Genomic DNA, 22,767 nt, shown 5'->3' with positions numbered 1-22,767 from the left:
AACTCCTATTCTTTGACATGCACAGACAACATCCGTGATACACCGGACTCTTCCATCGTTACGCCGTACAAGCGATTGACGTTCATCATCGTTCCCTTACGGTGAGTAATGACGATAAATTCAGTGTTAGCGTCATATTGATTTAAGTAATTAGCAAAACGATAAACATTCGCATCGTCAAGTGAAGCTTCAACTTCATCAAGGATACAAAATGGTACCGGTTTAACTTTAATAATAGCAAATAACAGTGTAATTGCCGTCAAAGCTTTCTCACCACCAGATAACAAACTCAAACGTTGGAATTTCTTCCCTGGCGGTTGGGCAATAATTTCAATCCCTGTTTCCAAAAGATTATCCGGTTCAGTCAAGACTAGCTTAGCTCGACCACCGGCAAACATTTCTGGAAAAATATCTTCAAAGGCAGCCGCAACTTCATCAAAAGTTTTCTTAAAACGAGTCGTAACTTCTTTATCCATTTCAGACATTGTATCAAGTAATTGGGCACGAGCTTGCAATAAGTCATTTTGTTGTTGAGTCAAAAATTCATAACGGTCTTTGACCTTGTCGTACTCTTCAATCGCTGACAAATTGACCGTTCCCAATTCTTCAATACCCATCTTCAACAGACGAGCCTCTTTTTGCAACTCATCCGGATCATAATCACCGTGCTTCAAAGCCAAGAGTGAAGCTTCATAAGTCAATTGATACTCTTGTGACAAAGTATCCAATCGGCTATCAATTTGATTCGATAGCTTGGTATTTTGAATTGCCAAAGTTTCTTGTTGATCAGAGGCATTCTTTTGCAAATCGAAATTACGTTGTGCTTTAGTATTCAAATCAGTAGCTAATGCTTGTTGTTTCTCACGTTTAGCTTTCAAATCAGCAACAACTTTTTGAAGTTGAGCAATTTCTTGCTTAAGTTCTTCAATTCGATTCTTAACCTCAGTGCTATTAAGATCCAATTGATTACGTTCAGAATCAAGAATCGTCAATCGTTGTTGAACATCAGCAATTTGTTTATCTGTCTGTTCAGCAATAGCCGTCAAATCAGCATTTTGTGTAGCATCATTTTCATGATTACTCTTAACAACAGCCAATTTTGTCTGAATCGATTGCTCTTTTTGATTGATCGATTGTAGTTCAGCATCAAAATCAGTTAACATCTTCTGTTTCTGATTCATTTCAGCTTGAGTATCTTCAATCTCTTGAGCAATCTTCTTAGCAGACTCTTTTTGAGACTCTAGGTTTTTCTGCAAATCCTTTTGTTCTGACTGATATTTAGCCAAATTGTACTTGATAACATCCAAACGTTCACTGAAGTGTTTCTCTTCATTTTGATAAGTCGAAATTTCACTCTCAAAATGATTCTTTTCAGCATTGAATTGAGCTAATTTTTCATCAACCGTCTTCTTTTCAGCATTGAGAGCTGTCAATTGATCACGTAAATCTTGAACAGTCTTTTGTTTCTCATCCATCAATAATTCTTGCTTTGACAAATCCTTGTTCAAAGACTGTAATTCATCCTTACGAGTCAAAATACTTGAGTTAACCCGACGTTGCTGTCCACCGGTCATTGATCCACCAGCGTTAACAACATTTCCATCCAAAGTAACGACACGGTATTTACGATTAACGGCGGCAGAAATCTTTGTAGCAACGTTGATATCTTTGGCAATCAATAAGTTACCCAAAATATTTTTAACAATGTTAGAAACTTTGTCATCATATTTAACTAAATCACTAGCGACCCCAACAAAACCTGCGACCATTTGAGCTTTGTTCAAATCATTAGCATAAATATTTCGTGCTTGAATAATATTCAAAGGTAAGAATGTTGCACGACCACCACGACTTTGTCTCAAGAAGGCGATTGCCTTTTTAGCAGCAGCTTCATCCTCAGTAACGATTGACTGCAACTGATTGCTGACAACTGTTTCAATTGCCAATTGATATTCTTTTGGTACAGAAATCAATTCAGCTACAGCACCAACGATACCAGTCAATTGTTGCTCATTATTCAGAACATTTTTAGCACCTTCAAAAAATCCAGCATGCTCTTGTTCCATATTTTCTAGAATTCGTTTGCGAGCTTTAATTTCTTGGAGACTCTCAAGAATCTTCAAGTAATTACTATTCTCACGTTTACCAGTTTCAGTTACTTCGTTGATACTTTGAGTTAACTGTTGATCACGCTCAAGTAATGATTTGTTATCGTCAACCAACTTTTTAACTTGTTGGCTGATTGAATCATTGTCATTTTTGGAACTATTTAAATTCTCAGTTACATCAGTTAATTGGTCCTGTTGCTCATTAATTGAAGCTTGAACACGTTCCAATTGGCGTTGTGAAAATTTCTGTTCATTATTATTTGAAACTTGATCTTGCAATAAATTGACATAATTATTTCTTAAATCAGTAATGTTCTTCTGCAAATCAGCTGGAGTTTTCTTCTTCAATTGTTGAATATCGGCCAATTGTTTCTCAAAGTCTTTAATCTTTTCGACACATTCAGCCAATTTCTGATTAGATTCAGCCAACTTAGCTTGATTTGTCACTTTATTAGCTTGCAAATTAGTCAATTGATTATTCAATGACTGCTTATTTGACGAATTGAATCCATTACGTTCATCCGCAACGGCAACTTTTCCATTAAAAATTTCCAAAGTCTTGGTCGACTCAGTCAATTTAGCTTGGTTATCATCAATCTGATTAGTTAAATCTTGGACAGATTTGTTGTTATCTTCAACTTGTTTATTGGCAATTTTTACTTGCTTAGAAATATTTTGCAGACTCATTTTAACTTCACGCAAATCTTTATCGATTTGACGTTTTTGAGCAGACAAATTTTTAACTTCAATTGTTAGAATTTTTTGATAAATACTGTCGTACTTACTCTTCTGTTCCTTGTAATCGCGGGCAATACTGGCCTGTTCCTTCAAAGGTTCAACTTGTTTTGACAACTCTGAAACGATATCTGATACACGGTGAAGATTGTCAGTCGTTTCAGACAGTTTACTTTCAGCCTGTTGTTTCTTCTGTTTAAAGAGTGAGACTCCGGCGGATTCTTCAATAATTGTCCGACGTTCAACCGGCTTACTATTGAAAATTGCTTCAACACGACCCTGAGAAATGATAGAAAATGACTGCTTTCCCATCCCTGAATCCATAAACAATTCTGTAATATCACGCAAACGACATTGTTTATTATTGATCAAAAATTCCGTATCGCCATTTCTAAATAAGCGACGACAAATTACCAAGTCATCTTGGGACGACTTGAGCTCTCGATTATGATTATCGAATTGTAAAATAACTTCTGCCCGATTCATTTGTGGACGTGTGGCACTCCCAGCAAAAATCACATCGACCATTTTGTCTCCACGTAAACTCTTTGCTGACTGTTCGCCCATTACCCAACGAATGGCTTCAGTAATATTTGATTTTCCACTCCCGTTGGGTCCAACAATACCAGTAATTCCACTGGTAAAATCAATCTTTGTTTTATCAGCAAAAGATTTAAACCCATTGATCGTTAATGATTTTAACGGCATAAACTACAAACTCCTATAATTCTTCTAATGCTCTCTTGGCAGCCATTTGTTCGGCATGCTTCTTGCTGTAACCCAATCCTTTAGACAAAATCTTGCCATTAGCAATCAATTCAACTTTGAACTTCTTGTCGTGGTCAGGACCTTCTTCGTCGATGACCTTATAGTCAATTTCGACTTCACCAGATTGTTGTAATCTTTCTTGTAAATGAGTCTTGAAATCAGTATCTTCTGAAAATTCACCAGAATCGATATGTGGATAAACGACTTTCTTCAAGAAATCATCAACCACTTCATTACCTTGATCAAGATATAAAGCACCGTTGAAAGCTTCGAAAATATCTTCCAACAATGTATGTCTTTGACGGGCACCTTGTTTTTCTTCACCTTTACCAATCAACAAATACTTGTCGATATTAATTTCTTTAGCAAAACGTGCAAAACTATCAGTCCGGACAATGTCTGATCTCAAACGTGTTAATTTGCCTTCTGGCAATTGTGGATATTTTTCAAAAAGGTAACGAGAGATATTGATTTCAAGAACCGCATCCCCCAAAAATTCAAGGCGTTCGTAATCACCAATACCCAAACCTTTGTGTTCATTATCAAAGGATGAATGAGTCATGGCTCTTTCAACCAAACTTTTATCGTTAAACTTAATTCCGTATTGCTCATCTAAAACTTGTAAGAACTTTGGATCTAACATAACGTGTCCCCTTTCCCAATATTACTAATTATACTAAACTTTGCTCCTAAATAATTATCAGTATAAATAAAGGTTGAAAAGTTTCTGCCGTTTCCAGAGCTGAGAGTATTCATCTGCTGCGCGGTACGGTCCGAGCCACAGTTCGGTCTCGAACCTCGATTGAAGCCCTGCAAGACCCGCAGGTCTCCAATACGCCCGGTGGTGTAATTGCTAAAGCAATAACGCCACTTTCACTGCTGATGAATATTCTTATCCCTGTGGACGCTTAGTATAAAAAAATAAGACCTAATGGCCTTATTTTTGATGTGATGAAATGTAACTTGTGGCTGCGCCAACGGTTGTAATCTTTTCAGCGTCGTCATCTGGAATCTCGGCACCAAATTCGTCTTCTAGTTCAAGGACAAATTCAACAAGGTCAATTGAATCTGCGTCAAGATCCTTTGTAAATGATGTTTCTCTAGTAATTGTTGATGCGTCAACTTCGAACTTGTCGGCAATCAATGCAACGATTTTATCAAAAACTTCTTGTTCACTCATGGATGGAATCTCCTTATTTTTCACTCATTTTTTCAAAATATTTATTAGCTTTATTAATTGTATCGTTAGATAACATATCATAAATTTGTTTAACAGTATAATAGACTGCCCGATTATCCGCAGCACCGTGGGCTTTAACAACTGGTGACTTTAGTCCAAGTAAAACGGCACCACCGGCTTGAGATGTATCGAACATTTGCTTCATACCTTTAAGCGATGGAGAAACGATAGCTGCACCCATTTTAGTAAAGATACCGTTATTTAGCAAGGCATCTTTTAGTTGTCCCAAGAGAATCTTAGCGGTACCCTCAGTCGCCTTCAAAGCAGCGTTTCCAGTAAAACCATCGGTAACAATCACGTCAGCTTTACCAGCCAGAATATCACCTGATTCGATATTACCGATAAAGTTAATATCTTCAGTATCCTTCAAGAGTTGATAAGCTTCCTTGTGCATGCTGTCGCCCTTGTCATATTCAGTACCGTTGTTCAACAAAGCAACACGTGGCTTATCGATTTTCTTAACATCGTGAGCATAGATTGAACCCATAACAGCCCATTGTTGTAAATATGAAGCCTTAGCTTCGGCGTTAGCACCAACATCCAACATATTTACACCCTTAGGAGAATTAGTTGCTGGCAAAGTAGGCATCAAAGCTGGACGAGCAACTTGTTTGATACGACCAACGATAAAAATACCAGCTGCTAACAAAGCTCCAGTATTTCCAAGTGAGAACAAAGCATCATTTTCACCATCTTTAACTGACTTAGCTGCCAAAACCATTGAAGCATCCTTTTTCGAACGAATAGCTTTAACAGGTTCATCAGTTCCCAGAATTTCTTCGTCAGTATGGACAATTGTAATACGTTCATCATTCTTCAAATATTTCTTAATGGCTGATTCTTTACCATATAAAACAAATTCCAAATCTTTCCACTCGTCACGAGCACGTTCAATTCCTTCAACTACTACTTGCGGTGCATTGTCGCCACCCATAGCATCAACAGCTATTTTCATTTTGTTTCCTCACTAATCAAAATTATTTAATTGTTCATATTCATCGTTAATAAATGACTTCAAGGCTTTAGTCTCCGGATTATTGAGCAATTTCTCATCCTCATAAAGTCGACTAGCTTCTTCTTGAGCCACTTCCAAAATATTAATGTCGTTGATTGGATTACCAACTTTAAACTCAGGCAAACCAGATTGACGGTTACCCAACAAATCACCAGCGCCACGCATCTTCAGATCTTCTTCAGCTAAGACAAATCCGTCATTAGTTGATGTCAAAATTTTCATCCGTTCAGTGGCTGATTCATTCTTGGGGTCAGCAATCAAAATACAATACGACTGCTTTTCTCCACGTCCGACACGGCCACGCAACTGGTGCAACTGTGATAATCCGAAACGATTAGCATCATATATTACCATAACTGAGGCATTTGGTACATCAACACCAACTTCAATAACGGTTGTTGAAACCAAAACATCAATTTTTTTATCAGAAAAATCCTTCATGACCGTTTCCTTTTGATCATTTGGCATCTGACCATGTAAAAGTCCGATATGATACTTCTGACCAAATAATTCGGTGAACTTATCATAAATCAGTTCAGCATTCTTCAAATCCATCGATTCTGACTCAGAAATCAGCGGTGTAACAACATAAACTTGTGCACCTCCACTCAATTCTTTAGTCACGAAACGATACATTTGCTCAATCTTTTGACTTCTGATCCAATAAGTTTCAACTTTTTTACGACCAGCCGGTAACTGATCAATTCGTGAAACATCCATGTCACCATAAGTTGTAATTGCCAAAGTACGTGGAATTGGTGTGGCAGTCATTGCTAGAACGTCAGGATTTTGACCCTTCTCACGCAAAGCTTTTCGTTGATTAACACCAAATCTATGTTGCTCATCAATTACGATAAAGCCTAATTTTTTGAAATCAACACTATCCTGAATCAAAGCGTGCGTTCCGACAACAATATTAGTCTTGCCATTTTCAATATCGCCAGCAATGAAATCATGTTCTTTCTTAGTCAAGGAGCCAGTTAATAAAGCCGTCTTGATATGTAAAGGTGACAACAACTTACTAATTTTATCAAAATGTTGTTGTGCCAAGATTTCGGTCGGTGCCATGATAGCCGCCTGATAACCGGCTGTCACGGATGCCAACATGGCAATAACTGAAACAATTGTTTTACCAGAACCAACATCACCTTGCAACAAACGATTCATGTGATGCGTTGATTCCATATCATTGAGAATTTCTTTTGTCACACGATCTTGCGCCTCAGTTAATTTGAAAGGCAAACTGTCGATAAATTTTTGAATAAAGTCATGGTCATATTTTTCAACGATACCAACATTTTTTTGCTCATCGCTGCGTTTGATACTTTGCAGACCACATTGGAACAAGAAAAACTCTCGGAATTTAGCACTCCGCCGGGCTTCATCACCTTGTTCCTGAGTCTTTGGAAAGTGGATGCCAGAAACAATCTGTTCATCATCCAACAATTTATACTTCGTACGAATATATGCCGGAACAATCGTATCAATCTGATCATGATATTTTTCATATGCAGCCTTGATTAAATTAATCAAGGTTTTTTGATGAATATTTTTATTGACTGAATAAACAGAATCAACCGAATTGTCATGGACATCAATAACTTTCATACCCATCAATGAACGGCGGTTTTCATTCCACTTGCCGTAAACAGCCGCATCAGTTCCAGTTTCAAATTTATCTTTTAACCATGGCTGATTAAAGAATGTCACCATGATTGACTCACTATCGACCAAAATCCGGACATTTAAACGTGTCTTCTTATAACCAAAACGTGCTACAACTGGCTCACTGGCAACGACACCTTTGAGCAAGATTTTCTCCTGGTCAACAGCATCGTCCAGAGACTTTGCCTGCATATCCTCATAGCGAAAAGGAAAATAAAATAATAAATCATACACATTGTTAATACCTAGTGACTGCAAGGCCTCTAATTTCTTGGGACCAACACCAGGCAATTCAGCAAGTGAAATTTTCCTCAGATCCATAAACTTTCCCTCCTCTCCTCTAGACAATATTTCAAAATGAAAAAAGGCTATGACAAAACGAATCGTTTCATCACTGCCTCCTTTGGTTTAAATGGTTTATCTCTTTGTCGCCTACGGTCGTCAATAATATAGTCTGCTGTGAGGACCGGTGTGAGCCAAAGTGCGGTCTCACACCTCGCTTTGAAGCCTTGCAAAACCAGCAAGTCTTCAAAGTCGTCCTGTGGTGTAAGAGCTAAAGCTCTAACGCCACCTTCACTGCTGACTATATTACTGACGACCTCCGGCTAATGTAACTTTAATTTTTTACTTTATATCAACTTAATCATTGAATTATGTTTGGTTATACTAACAATTAATTATTAGTATAAATTAACAAACCAATAGAAATCAATGAGTCGGAAGAACTGAGAGCATTTACCCGCTGTGGGTGTGGTGTAACGGCTTTAGCCGTTACACCACCGGGCGTGTTTGGAGACTTACCGGTTTCTGGTAAGCCTTCAAACCGAGGTTCGAGACCGCACTTCGGCTCGGATCGGTCCGCATAGCAGGTAAATACTCTCAGTTCTGGAGATGGACCAAAATTATTCTACAGAAACCAAGTATGGATAAACTGGTTGATCACCTTGGTGAATTTCTGTTTCAAGGTCAGCGTATTTATCGTCTAGATAATCAGCAACCTTTTGGGCATCGGCATCATTACCGTCTTTACCAACAAGAATTGTGATAACTTCACTATCCTCATCAATCATTTCGTCCAACATCTTTTCAGTTGTGGCAACTACATCCTCTTCGTCAACTAGAATCTTACCGTCAACGATGCCCATATAGTGTCCCTTGGTAATCTTCAAGCCATCAATTTCAGTATCACGGATTGCTTGTGTAACTTGACCACTCTTAACTGTATCAAGTGAGTCTTCCATGTTCTCTTCATTTTCTTCTAATTCAGCTTCTGGATTGAATGAAAGCATTGCTGTCATCCCTTGAGAAATTGTCTTAGAACCAACGATTGCAACTGGAATATCAACTAGATCAACAGCTTGTTTAGCGGCCATGATGATATTTCCATTATTTGGCAATACCAAGGCACGTTTAGCATTTGATTTGTTAATTGCATCGACAATATCATTAGTTGATGGATTCATTGTTTGTCCACCACTGATAACGTGTGTAACGCCGAGACTCTTGAATAATTCTGTCAAACCTTCACCAGATGAAACTGCAATAACTGCATAATCAATTGGTTCTTGAGCAACAGGTTCTGCAACTGTCTCTTCGTCTTCATCAACAATAGTCTCATGTTGCAAACGCATATTATCAATCTTAATTTTAACTAAAGCGCCGTACTTCTTACCAGCAGCCCAAACTTTGTATGGGTAGTTAGTATGTACGTGAACTTTAATAACTTCATCGTCAGAAACACAGATCAATGAATCACCGATTCCATCCAAATAGCTACGTAGCTTTTCATTATCGAAAACTTCGTCCGTTGTAGGATTTTTACCAATTTTGACCATCATTTCAGTACAGTAGCCATTCTTGATGTCGTCACTGTTGAAATGGCCTTGGGCTGATTGATGATGACTGGCATTAACCATTTCATTCATATCAGCCTCGTCTGGAATATATTCCTCATCGACTGTTGTTTGACCTGTTAAACCTTCTAGGAAACCTTCATAAATAAAGACTAATCCTTGACCACCGGAATCAACAACGCCAACTTCTTTCAAAACTGGCAAAAGTGATGGTGTCTTTTTAAGTCCAACTTTTGAACCGGCAACAACAGCTTTCATAACTTCGGCTAGATCATTAGTACTCTCTACTTGCTTCATACCAGCTTCTGCACCGTATCTAGCAACAGTAAGGATTGTTCCTTCAACTGGTTTCATAACGGCCTTATAGGCTGTCTTAACACCATCATCGAAAGCTTTAGCTAAGTCCATTGCTGTCAAAGCGTCTTTATCTTCAATACTCTTTGAGAAACCACGGAAAATTTGTGAGGTGATAACACCTGAATTTCCACGAGCTCCCATCAAAAGGCCTTTAGCAAGTGCTTTACCAAGTGTACCAACGTGGTCACTCTCTGATTCGTTTACAGCTTTAAAACCGCTTTGAATTGTTAAACTCATATTTGTTCCGGTATCTCCATCGGGAACCGGAAAGACATTAAGTGAATTTACAAACTTAGCATTTTTTTCAAGTCTGTGCGATGCGACACGCACCATATCTGAAAATTCTTTTTTTGTAATTAGTTCTTTGCTCAAAAGTTTCCCCTCCAACCAACTTTTCCTATTCGATATCGTCCAGAACTTTAATTCCTTGGACATATACGTTAACAGTGCCAGCTGGTGTTCCAAGCATTGTTTCTAGGTTGTATTTTACTTTTTCTTTTAAATTTTTTGCTACTTCAGAAATTTTGATTCCGTATCCGACGATTATGTAGACATCAACGGCCAGCTTACCATCTTCTTGATGGATAACTATACCTCTAGAAAAATCTTCACGGTTCAAAATTGTGTTCATACCATCACGGAATTGGTTTTTGCTTGCCATACCTACGATACCGTAGATATCAGAAGCGGCTCCACCAACGATTGTGGCAACAGTATTTGTTGAAACATCAATTTCACCATGCTTTGTTTTAATTGTAACTGCCATCTCTGGATCCTCCTATTCATGGACCAAATCTATCATAAACAATAAAATTCTATCATAGCAACATTTCGAATTAAAGATTTATACAACATTAAACCATATTAATCCCTAAATAATCTATTGATTTCAATTCTCACTTATGGTAAATTAGTCAGGTGATATTTTAAAGAAAAAACATGTAGCCAAAGGAGGTCGGTCCCATGGCAAAAGATATTATTACAGGCCGTAAAACAGTATTCGGTAACAAGCGTTCTCATGCTCTTAACCAATCAAAACGTTCTTGGAAGCCAAACTTGCAAAAAGTTCGTATCATGATTGACGGTAAACCTAGACGTGTATGGGTTTCAGCTAGAGCTTTGAAATCTGGAAAAGTTACTCGTGTATAATTATCACTTAATTTGTTAAAAAGGACTAGCAATTATATTGTTGGTCCTTTTTATTTTACACTATTATAATAAGATTTAATCGATTAAGGGGGTATTCTATGAAAATATTAATTGGCAATCAAAATAAAAATGATGAACAGTTAACACAAGCTATCATTACCGCTAAAGATGGCGACATAATCGAATTATTGCCAGGAACTTATTTTTCTAGCACAGACCCTTTTATTTGTACTATTAGAAGAAATATTACCTTTATTGGTAAAACAAATAATAAAAATGATGTTAAATTATTTTGTAGTTTCACTATTGGCGAAAAAAATATCGTTATCTTTAAAAATTTAGCTATCAGTTACACCGCCAATGAAGACAACACTCTCTCCGCTTATGATGGTGCCAGAATTTATGGCGAAAATATTTCAATCAATCGCCAAACCGCTGACGATTGGGATACTATCTATGGAAAGGATGCTTATTTTTCATTCAAAGATTCCCAAATTTTAACTGGTCGAAAAGTTAAAGCAATCGGTTTATCTTTGGAAAATAGTCAATTATTTGCAGACAATACTGCAATTCAATTGTTGTTGGAAAAGCATTCGAAAGTTTATTTGAAGGATTCATTTGTCTATCATAAGTTGGAGTTGCGCCAGACTTCTTCGTTGGATTTCCATAATTTATCGATTGACTCAACTGGATCACCAACCAAAAATGACTTGGCAGTTAAAGGATATTCACGAATGAATGGTCAGGATTTGATTTTTATTAATGAGTCACCTGCTATCCGGATTTTGAAGAGTAAGTTTAAGGTTGATGATTTCCAACCGATGCCTAATGAGATTCATTTTAAGTTTGATGATGTTTCTAAGATTGAAGCTGATGGGAAGTTGCCTTTTAATGAAGGTCCTTCGGATGCTAAAAAATAATAATTAAATTACAAACCACAAAAGGTATGTATTCTCTTAATTGGGGAATGCATACCTTTTTTAATTAATTTTAAAATTATTTGTTATTTGATTCCGTTTGTTGTCTTAATTCTTCTTTTTCTTTCAACTCATCCAATTTAGTGATGAGTTCGTCCGGTGCATAATTGAACCAGTCTCTAAACTTATAACCTCTTTTCTCTTCTTCGGAATCTTTATTTTTCTTCTTATCTCCTGAACCTTTTTTATATTTTTTCAGTGGCACGCTCTGGGTAGCATAATGTGTTACTTCTACTCGACGATTCTTCAATAAATCCATCACATCAAATTGGCATTGTTTATTCTTACTTTTAATTTTATCAACTTTACTCTTAAAGTAATCACTTTCAACCATCTTGCTCAAAACTACGTTTGCATCACTGCCAAAAACAACTAGCCATTTTGGTTGAACTATTAAACATTCTTGAATAAAAATATCTAGTGAATTATCCAAAGTCTTTTTATTCTCCACGCAAAGTTTTAATAATGTGGACCTTTTCGGAGCTATAGATTTTTTTAATTTATAATTTTTATCAGGATCTGGATATACTTTTTTATTTTTATAATCATCCTTAACTTTTTTTAACATGTCTTTAGCTTTTACTAATTCATCCTGATAATAACCAATAATTAGCCTATCTACTCTCTCATCATCTAAAGTAGGCGTTGACTCAGGATGATTTAGAAATGATACTTCATCATCCTTAATGAAAAAGTTCCGCATAACTTTTCCAGCGTTACTATCGGTATAAGACTTAATAATATCAGTTACATAGCTTCCATTAAAACGTCCTTTATTAGCAAGTTTGTCATCGAACTCATCATTAGATTTATCATTAATTTGGACATATAGTTTATAGGTATTTGTTGGTCTATCAACATCTCTAAAGTTACCCCAACCACTATAATTTTTATCGCCTGAACGATATGCCGCATTTAAGCCTACAAACATATAATCGTTTTTAAATTCGTCTTCATTAAAAAAGTCATCTGGAAATGCAAATAAATCATTATCAAATAATGGTTTAGAAGAATCAGTTGATTTGGATTTTTTTGATTTAGAGTTGCTTGATTGAAAATCATTTGGCGTAAAGTCCACGATTCCTCTTTCTTTAAAGTAATCACCAATTTTTTTATTTGATGGAAATTTACCCTTAGTTGTTAAGAATGAAGCAAAACTATCCACTCCAATATCATCATTCCCATCCTTAAATCTAGTGTCAATTTTAAGTAATTCATCTCTAACTTCTGCTTTACTTCGTTTCATATACTAATCCCCCTACTAATATATTTGATAATGCTTACAATCATGATTTTATTATATTACTTTTCCTAAATAAATTACTTTATCAGTCAAATAAAAAGCCGTTGAATCTTAAAAAAATTCAACGGCTTTTCACTAATCTAATCTATCCAAACTTTGTGCCAAATCGGCAATCAAATCTTTTGAATCTTCAATCCCAACTGACAAACGAACTAATTGATGTGTAATGCCTGCCTTCAACTGTTCTTCAGGAGAAAGTTCAGCGTGTGTCATCTTATATGGCAATTCAATCAAGCTCTCGACAGCACCCAAACTAACAGCTAATTGAATCAACTTAGTTCCTTCAACAAACTTCGTTGAATCTAAACCATCTGCCAATTCGAATGAAACAATTCCACCGAATCCATCAGTTTCTTTAGCAGCAATTTCATGATCCTTGCTACCTTCAATTCCAGGGTAGTAAATCTTGGCAATTTCTTTGCGACTTTGTAAAAATTCGACAATCTTCTTGGCATTTTCCAAATGGCGATCCATTCTAACTGACAACGTCTGAATTCCACGACGAACCAAATTAGAATCCTCTGGTGAAAGTGTTGAACCGATTGCGTTCTGATTAAAGTAAATTCGATCAGCCAACTCTTTATTTTTCGCCACTGCCATACCGGCAATAACATCGGAATGTCCGCTGAGATACTTGGTAGCGGAATGAATCACGATGTCAGCGCCTAAATCCAATGGACGTTGAAGATATGGTGATAAGAAAGTATTGTCCACAATGGTCAAAATATGGTGTTTCTTGGCTACTTCGGCAGTTGCCTTAACACTCGTGACATGCAAAAGCGGATTAGTAAAACTTTCAAAATAAATTGCCTTAGTATTAGGCTTGATAGCAGATTCAATTTCAGCAGGATTCTGTGTATCAACGGCTGTACATTCTAGTTGCCAGCGCTTGAGAAATCCATTGATCAGTCTAAAAGTCCCACCATAAATTTCTTTACCAACAATAATATGGTCGCCTGGCTTAAAAATTGCTAAAACGGCGTGGATTGCTGCTGAACCAGAAGAAAAGGCAAACCCTCGATAGCCATTTTCCAAGCCAGCAACTTGTTCTTCCAAGTAATTTCTAGTTGGATTACCAGAACGTGCGTAATCATACTTTACCTTTGCCTCAACTGACGGATAGATATACGTTGATGAATTGTAAACTGGAACATTTACCGCCCCAGTGTTGTTGTCGTTTTGTGGTTTCCCATGAACCAATTTGGTATTAAATTCAGTCATTTCTTAAACTCCTAATATATGAATTATTTCTATAATACTTCTTATTAAAATATTTTTGAATTATCAATACTCAAAACACATAGTGCTAGTTGATAACTTATTGCAGATATTTGTATCAATTATATTCTCACATCCAAAATATGCTGAATATAAAGGTATTTGAATATTTCACATTCAACATAATAACGATTAACTAGTCGGAAGAGCTGGGGAATATTTGTGTGCCGTGGTAGTGGTATAAGGACGGGAGGAATCTCCCGTCCTTATACCACCGGGCGCGTTTGGAGACTTGACGAACTATATCAAGGCTTCAAACCGAGGTTCGAGACCGTATTTTGGCTCGGGCCGTCCCGCACAGCTTGAGAATATTTCCCAGCTCTGTAGACGGAATATTTGAATAACCCTCAATACTTCCAATCATTACAAAAAAATCCCTTCCTAGAAATTTCTGGAAAGGGATTTTTTTAATTCATAGTCATTCCACCGGTAACATTGATTCCTTGCCCGGTCATATAATCTGACAACGGACTAGCTAGGAACAACACGACATTGGCGACATCTTGCGGAGTTCCTGTTCGACCTAATGGCACTTGACTATTGTCTTCTTGCTCAATCGCTTCAGCGGTCAAGCCACGAATCTTGGCCCCGTCTTTTCTTTCACGATGTTTCATGGAAGTTTCAATAATACCGGGGCAAACGGCGTTGACATTTATTTGATTTTTAGCAACTTCAATTGCCAAAGTCTTAGTCAATCCAAGCACTGCATGCTTAGATGCAACATAGGCTGACATAGCTCGATAGCCATTCTTACATGCTTGAGAAGCTATCAGAACCACTTTTCCAGTTTTCTTAGCGGCTACCATCAACTTAACAATGTATTTACTTACGAGATATGTCCCGCGAGTATTAACTGCTAAAGTTTTATCAAAATCAGTTGTCTGACTATCTATCAAGTAATCCATTGTTGAAATACCAGCAACATTTACCAAAACATTTGGCGTTAAATTTAAATCTTCTAATTGTTTAGCAAGATTTTGCACGCTAGTTTCCGAACTGACATCCAAATTAATCTGATATTCCTGATCATTAACCTGCTTCAATTCAGTATTTTCATACGACAAATCTGCCACAATTACGATGGCTTTCTCGCTCTGAAATGTGGTAACTACTTGACGGCCGATACCCTGAAAGCCACCGGTAACGAGTACGACTTGTTTTTCCAAAGTTGCAAATAGACTCATAAATTATCCTTCTTTATTCGTATTAGATTACGTGACGTTCAAAAGGATCGTTGGAAATTCCTTCTTCAAGAATCTTCTTTGACCATTCCTTAGCTGAGAACAATGAGTGATCACGATAGTTACCACAGCTGTACTTGTCTGTTCCTTGAACATCTTTCCATTCAACCTTGTTAGCAATGTCATCCAATGAACCTTTCAAAGCTTCAGCAACTTCAGTAGTTGAGTGTTCGCCCCAAACAATCAAGTGGAATCCGGTACGACAACCGAATGGTGAACAGTCGATAACGCCATCAAGACGGTCTCTCAAAAGTCCAGCTAACAAATGTTCAATGGTATGCAATCCAGCAGTTGGAATAGCATTTTCATTTGGTTGAACCAAACGTAAATCATAATTTGAAATTGTGTCACCCTTTGTTCCATGTTCCTCAGTAATCAAACGTACATATGGTGCCTTTACCTTTGTGTGATCCAATGTAAAACTTTCAACTTTAGCCATAATTAAATATCTCCTTAAAATTTTTATTATTTATTTTCCAAATATGTTAATGGTTTATTTACTTCAATCTTTGTTCCGTAATACTTTTTCTTGATATAAGCTTGAATTTCTTTATTGTGATATAACTTCACTAATTTTTTGTAATTAGCATTATTCTTATTCTTAGCTGCAGTAGCGAGAATATTGACGTTATCTTTAGTACTTTGATCGATTTTTTCATGGTAGATTGAGTCGGTCAAAACATGTAGACCACTTTCCAAAGCGACGGTGTTGGAAATGAGAACGACTGGCACATCATTCAAAACACGGGGGCCGGTAGTATCATCAATTTCTTTGAATTGAAGATTCTTAGGATTTGATGCAATATCTTTCGTATTGCTCAAAGCATTGAAGCCTTTCTTCAAAGTGATTAAACCAGCTGCTTGTAGTAACAACAAACCACGTGATGTGTTGGCCGGGTTGTTGGCAATAGCAATAGTTGTGCCATTTGGAATATCATTAACTTTCTTATACTTCTTTGAATAGATTCCCAAAGGTTCCAAGTAAGTTGTGCCTAAAGCGGCTAGCTTTCCTTTTGGATTTTGCTTGTTGTAGGCATCGTAATATGACCATGACTGAAAGGCGTTGACATCGACTTGACCTTGACTAGTGGCAGTATTTAATTGCGCCCCGTCGGTGATTTCCTTAGTTTTAATATTCAGTCCTAACTTCTTGGCTTGAGAACTCTTGGCAATATGTTCCCAGATGTTCAAGTCTGATCCTTGTGAACCGATCGTTATGGTATCGCCATCGGCTGCTTTAGTGCTCTTGCCACATCCCACTAACAGAATGACTGACAAAAATAAAATTGCTGAAACTAATAAGTTTTTCCCTTTTCTCATTTCCATTCCTCCTCTTTTTTCTAATAATTTCCTAATTATTTAAGTTGGTTTTAACCAGAAATTTTTCATTTGTTTTGGCCCCCTTTTTGGTAAAAGATATTTGGATCTAATTGGATTATTTGAGAAGTGTGGTTGGGTTGGGTACCTAGACCGTAAAGGCATGGAAGGTGAAGCAATCGTAGTTAAGCGGTATATCGGAACGTCAATTAAACGTTCCACATAAGTTGCTCTAGGTGGACGAATATTTAAGGGTTGGTTTTAGGTTTTTCCTTTAAATATTAATTTTTTTAGTTGTTCTTGGTGGCTTGTCCACCAAGAGCAACTAAAAAAATCGCCCCTACAAATACAGAACTTCTCTGCAATGTAGGGACGATTACCGTGATACCACCCTAATTCGTATTTTGCTTACACAAAATACCTCAACGACACTAACATGTCCGGGATGATATCGCATCCTTGCGTACCTTTGGCTTTCACCTAGGTAAGACTCCAAGCTCATCTTCAGTTATACGTTCGCTCCACTTTTTCACTATCCAGTGGTCACTATTCAAGCTACTAATAAACCTACTCTTCTCTTCAACGTCTAATTAGATTAAATAAGTTTTAATCATGTGATTGGTGATTAATTTACACTCGTCGTTAAATCTTGTCAACGTCTTTTTTGAAATTGACTAGTTTTGACAGGTAAAATATCGCCATTTTGTACCTATACCAATTCCAGAATAATGACTCTTGAGGGTACAAAAAAAGGCATCCCTCGAAAGGATACCAAATTATTGATATTAAGAATCAAATTTATTTTTAATTTTTATCACAACTCTGAATTACAGCCACAATTCCACTCTGAAAACTGAAGTCAATCGTATCGCCAACAAACTCATTGCTGGCCCAACTTACTGGATGATTAATACTGTAATCATTTAATTTATATTTGGCATCAATCAAATTCAGATGTGTCACTGGTCCCAAATTAACAAAAGCAATATACTTCATGCCATTTTCTTTGAAGACTGAGTAACGTCCCGGTCTAAAGAAACGAATCGTGTTAGTCGCGGACTTGTAATACAATTTGTCATAAAAATCACTAAATCTAGGATCGAATGGCAAGAATAGATTGACTAAAAAGTGATCAATTCTACCGCCAGTGGCTCCATAAACGTAATATTCTTGAGCATTAAAGTTTTCACGAGCAGCTAATAAACATAGCTCTGAGTCAGTATCGTCCTTCTCTGGGGGGAATTTTTCAAAAACTGGCACATTATCTTGCAACAATTTCTGTTCTTTTTTGCTGATTGAATCAAAATCTCCGATAGCAATCTCAGGAATAACTCCGTTTGCCATCAAATGCAGACTGCCTCGATCAGCGCCCACCCATGGTCCGGGGATTGCCTTGATACTTTTACTCAACTCATCTGGATATTCGCTCTGTGGTCCACCTAAAAGAATATTTACTCGTTTCATTGCTTAGCTTCCAAAGCCACTGAACGTAAGCCGTCAATGCGGCTTTCTAGTCCATCTTGTCCATTGAATAGATATGAGCCAGCAACAAAAATGTCAGCTCCAGCTTTAGCACATTGAGCAATTGTTTCAGAATTAATACCACCGTCAACTTCAATATCGAAGTTATCGTCAGCGGCTGTTTGGCGCAATTGATCTAAGCGTTGGATTTTCTTAGTCATACCAGGGATAAATGTTTGACCACCGAAACCTGGGTTAACTGTCATAACCAAAATACGGTCAATGATTGGGAACAATTCTTTAACTGTTTCCAAAGGTGTACCAGGGTTAACTACAACCCCAGCTTTAGCACCATATTTTTTGACTAATTCAATTGAACGATAAATGTGTTGTGTACTTTCAGCATGAATCAAAACGGTACTGGCTCCAGCATCGATAACGGTCTTAATATAAGCATCAGGATTTTCAATCATCATGTGAATATCTAAAGGCTTGTCAGTAACACGGCGCATACCAGCGATAATTGCTGGACTAAACGACATGTTAGGAACAAAGTTACCATCCATCAAATCAATGTGGAAAACGTCAGCTCCGGCTTTATCAGCTGCTCTAACATCACGTTCTAGGTTCATAATATCTGCAGACAAAATTGAAGGTGCAATCTTTACTGTCATTTAAAATCAGCTCCTCAATATCTTTTTTTGTACGAATTAATTTCATTTAAGAAGTATAAGTAATTGTCATAACGGCTGTGCATGATTTTGCCATCCTCTAAAGCCGCTTTGACCTGACAATTGGGTTCATTAACATGACGGCAGCCACGGAACTGACAACCACCGCTATATTGAAGAAATTCTGGAAAGAGTGTTGGCAACTCTTCTGCCGTTACATCCATCAAATCAATCGATGAAAATCCCGGTGTATCAGCCACTAACCCGTCAGCAATATCAAATAACGATACTTGTCTCGTTGTATGTTTACCACGATTCAATGTTTGCGAAATCGCTGCGGTAGCGAGTTCCAATTCGGTATCAATATGGTTCAATAACGTTGATTTACCGGCACCAGATTGTCCTGTGAAGACAGTCACTTTATCCGCAAATGTCGCTTCAAGTTTTTCAACCTGTGTATCGTTATAACTGTCCTGATCATCAAAAACTTGATAACCAGCGTTATGATATCCGGCCAAAATATCCTTTAATTCGAGATATTTTTCATCACTTAAAAGGTCAGACTTAGTCAAATAAATCAGTGGTGTAATATCGTTATGTTCAATATTGATCAAAATTTTATCCAGCAAATTGCTCGAAAAATTAGGCTCAGCTGCTGAAGTGACCACAATTGCTTGATCAATATTAGCGATTGGTGGACGAACTAAACTATTTTCACGAGGTAAAATCTCGAGAATATAGCCCAAATCGCCAGTCGCATCAAATTTAACTTTATCGCCGACTAGTGGCTTGATCTTACGTTTACGGAAATTTCCGCGTGCCCGTGTTCTGATCAATTCAGAATTTTCATCATCTAGAACATCATAAAATCCACTGATTGATTTTATAATTCTTCCTATTCGTTCCATAAATCACCCATTTACTGAACCGCCAAGCACAGTCTTATTGTTGCGTTCGACTATATAGGATCCAGTTTGTCCATCTTTAAGATTAAAGCTCAATGTTACTGGTGTATCTCCGGTAATTGTCATGGTCTTATAAACAGTCCCAATGCTGTGTGTCGCATCAGAAATATAAATTGTGACATTGTTACTACCGCTTGAATCGTAAGGAATCGTAATATCTTTAGTTACGGTACTTGTTCCTGACGAATTACTGCTACTGTTGTTACTATCTGAGTCACTATCTTCTTTATCACTGCTATTGCTCTTGTCTGGGTCTGCACCCTTTGACATTACAACAGACAATGTACCACCTTGACTAATTGTACTATTAGCAGTTGGTGTTTGACTAATCAAAAGGCCACTCTCAATATCATCTGAATACTCGTAGGACGTGTTCAAAGTTAAACCAGTTTCAGAAGCATAGTCTTGAATACTCTTCAAATTATAACCAGTTAAATCTCTAACTTTAACAACTTTTGGTTTAACAGTTTTCATTTTAGCCACGGTTAATGTCAAAGATTTATTCTTTGTGACGACTTTTTTACCACGAGGAATACTCTGTTTGATAATTGTTCCAGCATCATATTGATTAGTTGCTTTGTAATCAATTTTGACTTTGAAACCACGTCGTTTCAAATTATCGGAAACATCTTCATACTGCTTACCAACTAGTTTTGGCATCTTGTAATATGTTGCACCCAAACTGACAACTAAGTTGACCTTGGCACCATTTTTCAACTTCAATCCCTTTGCAGGAATCGACTTGATTACATGTCCCGCATCAACATCGTCATCATTTTCTTTGGAGACATCCCCAACAGATAGATTTGAGCTCTTGAGAATAACGTTAGCCTGCTTGACTGTCAGATTATACAGGTCAGGAACAGTTGTTTCTTGATTGCTCTTAATCACCATTGCGACAATAAAGAGTATCAAAACTAACGGCACGATCGAAGCTAATAAAATCATTTTACGTCGACGGCTCATCTTCTGTGGTTTCTTCTCTGGTGCCGACTTCTCGACTGCAGCATCGAGTGGCTCCATGACTCTTGTTTCTTCTAAATTATTAATTGGGGTCGGTATAAATTTAGGTTCATCAGCGCGCTCCGGCATCAAACAAGTATTCAGATCATCGCACATCTCTCGAACAGATTGGTAACGTTGATCTGGATCTTTGGCTGTGGCCTTGAGAACGGCATTTTCAAGTGGCTGAGGGATGTTCGGGTCAATCTTCTTTAGATCGGGCATCTCCTCTTTAGAATGTTTCAGAGCAACTGTTACGGCAGTATCTCCGGTAAAGGGAACATGTTTCGTCAACAATTCGAACAAAATAATTCCCAACGCATAGATATCTGACAAAACAGTTGCCGAACGTCCCTTGATTTGTTCTGGTGACATGTAATGAACTGAGCCTAAAAGTGAATTAGTTCTCGTAATCGAACGTTCACTCAAAGCTAGCGCAATACCAAAGTCTGATACTTTAACTTGAATCGGATCTTTCTTCTCATCAACCAAAATATTTTCTGGCTTCAGATCACGATGAATGATTCCGTGTTCGTGGGCATCAGACACTGCCATACAAATCTGTTTCATAATATCGACAACTTCGCGGTATGGAATCGGAAAATGTGTCCGAATATATTTCTTTAGATTCGGACCATCAACATATTCAATGACGATATATTGCACGCCATCATCATTTCCGACATCCAAAACATTAACAATGTTTGGATTTGAGAGACCACTAGTCGCCTTGGCTTCACGTCCAAATCTCCTTTTAACAGACTCATCATCTTGGAGATCATACCGTAAAGCTTTTACAGCCACTTTCCGGTTTAAAAGTGTGTCATTAGCCAAATAAACATTGGCCATCCCGCCTTCACCAAGTGTACCTAGAATCTCATAACGACCGCCTACTAGGTAACCTTTCTCCATCTAGTGATTACCTCCATTATTTTTAGTAGAAAAGAGTAAGGCAGTAATATTATCTCTTCCACCGGCAGCATTTGCCTTGTCGATTAAGATATGACACTTGGTTTCTAGACCCATCTTTTTTTGTGCTAGAACATCTTTAATTTCATTTTCCGGCACCATATTCGTCAACCCATCCGTACATAAGAGAATGATAGCATTATCCACTAAATCAAAGTCTTTAACACGTGGTTGAACGGTTTGTGAAACTCCGAGTGTCTGCGTAATAATATTCTTCTGCGGATGATTTTCCGCTTCTTCGGGACTGATTTGGCCAGTCTCCAACAATTCGTGAACCAATGAGTGATCAACACTCAATTGCTTCAATTCATCGTCAGTGTAAATGTAGCATCTTGAATCGCCGACATTTACGACCATCATCTTGTCTCCGATGAAGAACACCCCGACCATTGTTGTTCCCATACCATTTAAATCATCAAATTGGTTGGAAACTGAAACGATACGGTCATTTTCCTTACTCAATTCGCGAATGATCCATTCACGTAGTTCAGCAATATTGTCAACTTCTGATTCTTCGAAATTGTGACCTAAATGAGAGACAGCCATATCTGAGGCAACGTCGCCACCACGGTGTCCACCCATACCATCAGCTACAATTCCAAAAACAATATCTTTCTTATTCTTGAAAACATTCACATAGTCCTGATTGTTTTCTCTGAGTTTTCCAACATCAGTTAATAACGCATATTCCAT

19 protein-coding genes are annotated in these 22,767 nt (G+C 37.4%); 2 read left to right on the top strand and 17 right to left on the bottom strand.

Features of this window, described 5'->3' with window-relative positions; translation table 11 throughout:
• Positions 1–5 precede the first annotated feature (5 nt).
• The 7 genes from smc to AAA923_RS01160 form a co-directional block, all read right to left on the bottom strand.
• Complete coding sequence (gene smc / locus AAA923_RS01190; RefSeq protein ID WP_338214072.1) at positions 6–3,551, bottom strand: chromosome segregation protein SMC; 3,546 nt, start codon at positions 3,549–3,551, stop codon at positions 6–8.
• Positions 3,552–3,564: 13 nt separating this feature from the next.
• Positions 3,565–4,254, bottom strand: a complete 690-nt coding sequence (gene rnc / locus AAA923_RS01185) for a ribonuclease III (protein ID WP_041499642.1) — start codon at positions 4,252–4,254, stop codon at positions 3,565–3,567.
• A 294-nt stretch (positions 4,255–4,548) separates the two neighbouring features.
• Positions 4,549–4,791: an acyl carrier protein gene (acpP, locus tag AAA923_RS01180; RefSeq protein WP_041499641.1), complete on the bottom strand. Its 243-nt coding sequence runs from the start codon at positions 4,789–4,791 to the stop codon at positions 4,549–4,551.
• A gap of 13 nt (positions 4,792–4,804) precedes the next feature.
• The gene (gene plsX / locus AAA923_RS01175; protein WP_338214070.1) at positions 4,805–5,806 is read right to left on the bottom strand and encodes a phosphate acyltransferase PlsX; all 1,002 of its coding nucleotides are present in this window, start codon (positions 5,804–5,806) and stop codon (positions 4,805–4,807) included.
• A 12-nt stretch (positions 5,807–5,818) separates the two neighbouring features.
• On the bottom strand, positions 5,819–7,852 hold the full coding sequence (gene recG, locus AAA923_RS01170; protein WP_338214069.1) for an ATP-dependent DNA helicase RecG: 2,034 nt from the start codon (positions 7,850–7,852) through the stop codon (positions 5,819–5,821).
• Positions 7,853–8,433: 581 nt separating this feature from the next.
• Positions 8,434–10,113, bottom strand: a complete 1,680-nt coding sequence (locus AAA923_RS01165) for a DAK2 domain-containing protein (RefSeq protein WP_338214067.1) — start codon at positions 10,111–10,113, stop codon at positions 8,434–8,436.
• A 25-nt stretch (positions 10,114–10,138) separates the two neighbouring features.
• A complete protein-coding gene (locus AAA923_RS01160; protein ID WP_137611460.1) occupies positions 10,139–10,507 on the bottom strand; it encodes an Asp23/Gls24 family envelope stress response protein in 369 nt (122 codons plus the stop codon).
• A 197-nt stretch (positions 10,508–10,704) separates the two neighbouring features.
• Here AAA923_RS01160 and rpmB point away from each other — a divergent pair, with 197 nt between their 5' ends.
• A complete protein-coding gene (gene rpmB, locus AAA923_RS01155) occupies positions 10,705–10,890 on the top strand; it encodes a 50S ribosomal protein L28 (protein ID WP_041499634.1) in 186 nt (61 codons plus the stop codon).
• A gap of 98 nt (positions 10,891–10,988) precedes the next feature.
• The gene (locus tag AAA923_RS01150) at positions 10,989–11,810 is read left to right on the top strand and encodes a hypothetical protein (RefSeq protein ID WP_338214063.1); all 822 of its coding nucleotides are present in this window, start codon (positions 10,989–10,991) and stop codon (positions 11,808–11,810) included.
• A gap of 76 nt (positions 11,811–11,886) precedes the next feature.
• Here AAA923_RS01150 and AAA923_RS01145 read toward each other — a convergent pair whose 3' ends face one another.
• From AAA923_RS01145 to AAA923_RS01100, 10 genes are all read right to left on the bottom strand, one after another.
• Entirely contained in the window at positions 11,887–13,113 is a 1,227-nt protein-coding gene (locus AAA923_RS01145) for a hypothetical protein (protein WP_338214062.1), read from the bottom strand.
• Between the two features lie 132 nt (positions 13,114–13,245).
• Entirely contained in the window at positions 13,246–14,391 is a 1,146-nt protein-coding gene (locus tag AAA923_RS01140; protein WP_338214060.1) for a trans-sulfuration enzyme family protein, read from the bottom strand.
• Positions 14,392–14,855: 464 nt separating this feature from the next.
• Complete coding sequence (locus AAA923_RS01135) at positions 14,856–15,632, bottom strand: SDR family oxidoreductase (RefSeq protein ID WP_338214058.1); 777 nt, start codon at positions 15,630–15,632, stop codon at positions 14,856–14,858.
• 22 nt (positions 15,633–15,654) lie between these two features.
• Positions 15,655–16,128, bottom strand: coding sequence for an S-ribosylhomocysteine lyase (locus tag AAA923_RS01130; protein ID WP_338214057.1), 474 nt, complete (start codon positions 16,126–16,128; stop codon positions 15,655–15,657).
• Between the two features lie 26 nt (positions 16,129–16,154).
• Positions 16,155–17,009 (bottom strand): MetQ/NlpA family ABC transporter substrate-binding protein, encoded by an 855-nt coding sequence (locus AAA923_RS01125; protein ID WP_338214055.1) that lies wholly within the window; start codon positions 17,007–17,009, stop codon positions 16,155–16,157.
• 801 nt (positions 17,010–17,810) lie between these two features.
• Positions 17,811–18,470 (bottom strand): thiamine diphosphokinase, encoded by a 660-nt coding sequence (locus AAA923_RS01120; protein WP_338214054.1) that lies wholly within the window; start codon positions 18,468–18,470, stop codon positions 17,811–17,813.
• Positions 18,467–19,141, bottom strand: a complete 675-nt coding sequence (rpe, locus tag AAA923_RS01115) for a ribulose-phosphate 3-epimerase (protein ID WP_041499624.1) — start codon at positions 19,139–19,141, stop codon at positions 18,467–18,469. The genes AAA923_RS01120 and rpe overlap by 4 nt, the downstream gene beginning before the upstream one ends.
• Before the next feature lie 14 nt (positions 19,142–19,155).
• Complete coding sequence (gene rsgA / locus AAA923_RS01110) at positions 19,156–20,046, bottom strand: ribosome small subunit-dependent GTPase A (RefSeq protein ID WP_338214052.1); 891 nt, start codon at positions 20,044–20,046, stop codon at positions 19,156–19,158.
• 3 nt (positions 20,047–20,049) lie between these two features.
• Positions 20,050–22,017, bottom strand: coding sequence for a Stk1 family PASTA domain-containing Ser/Thr kinase (gene pknB / locus AAA923_RS01105; protein ID WP_338214050.1), 1,968 nt, complete (start codon positions 22,015–22,017; stop codon positions 20,050–20,052).
• Positions 22,018–22,767, bottom strand: coding sequence for a Stp1/IreP family PP2C-type Ser/Thr phosphatase (locus AAA923_RS01100; protein WP_338214048.1), 750 nt, complete (start codon positions 22,765–22,767; stop codon positions 22,018–22,020).

The organism is Companilactobacillus muriivasis, from assembly GCF_036246245.1.
Taxonomy (GTDB): Bacteria; Bacillota; Bacilli; order Lactobacillales; family Lactobacillaceae; genus Companilactobacillus; species Companilactobacillus muriivasis.
Note: the sequence above shows the minus strand (reverse complement) of the source record. Positions and strands in the feature narration are given on the sequence as shown.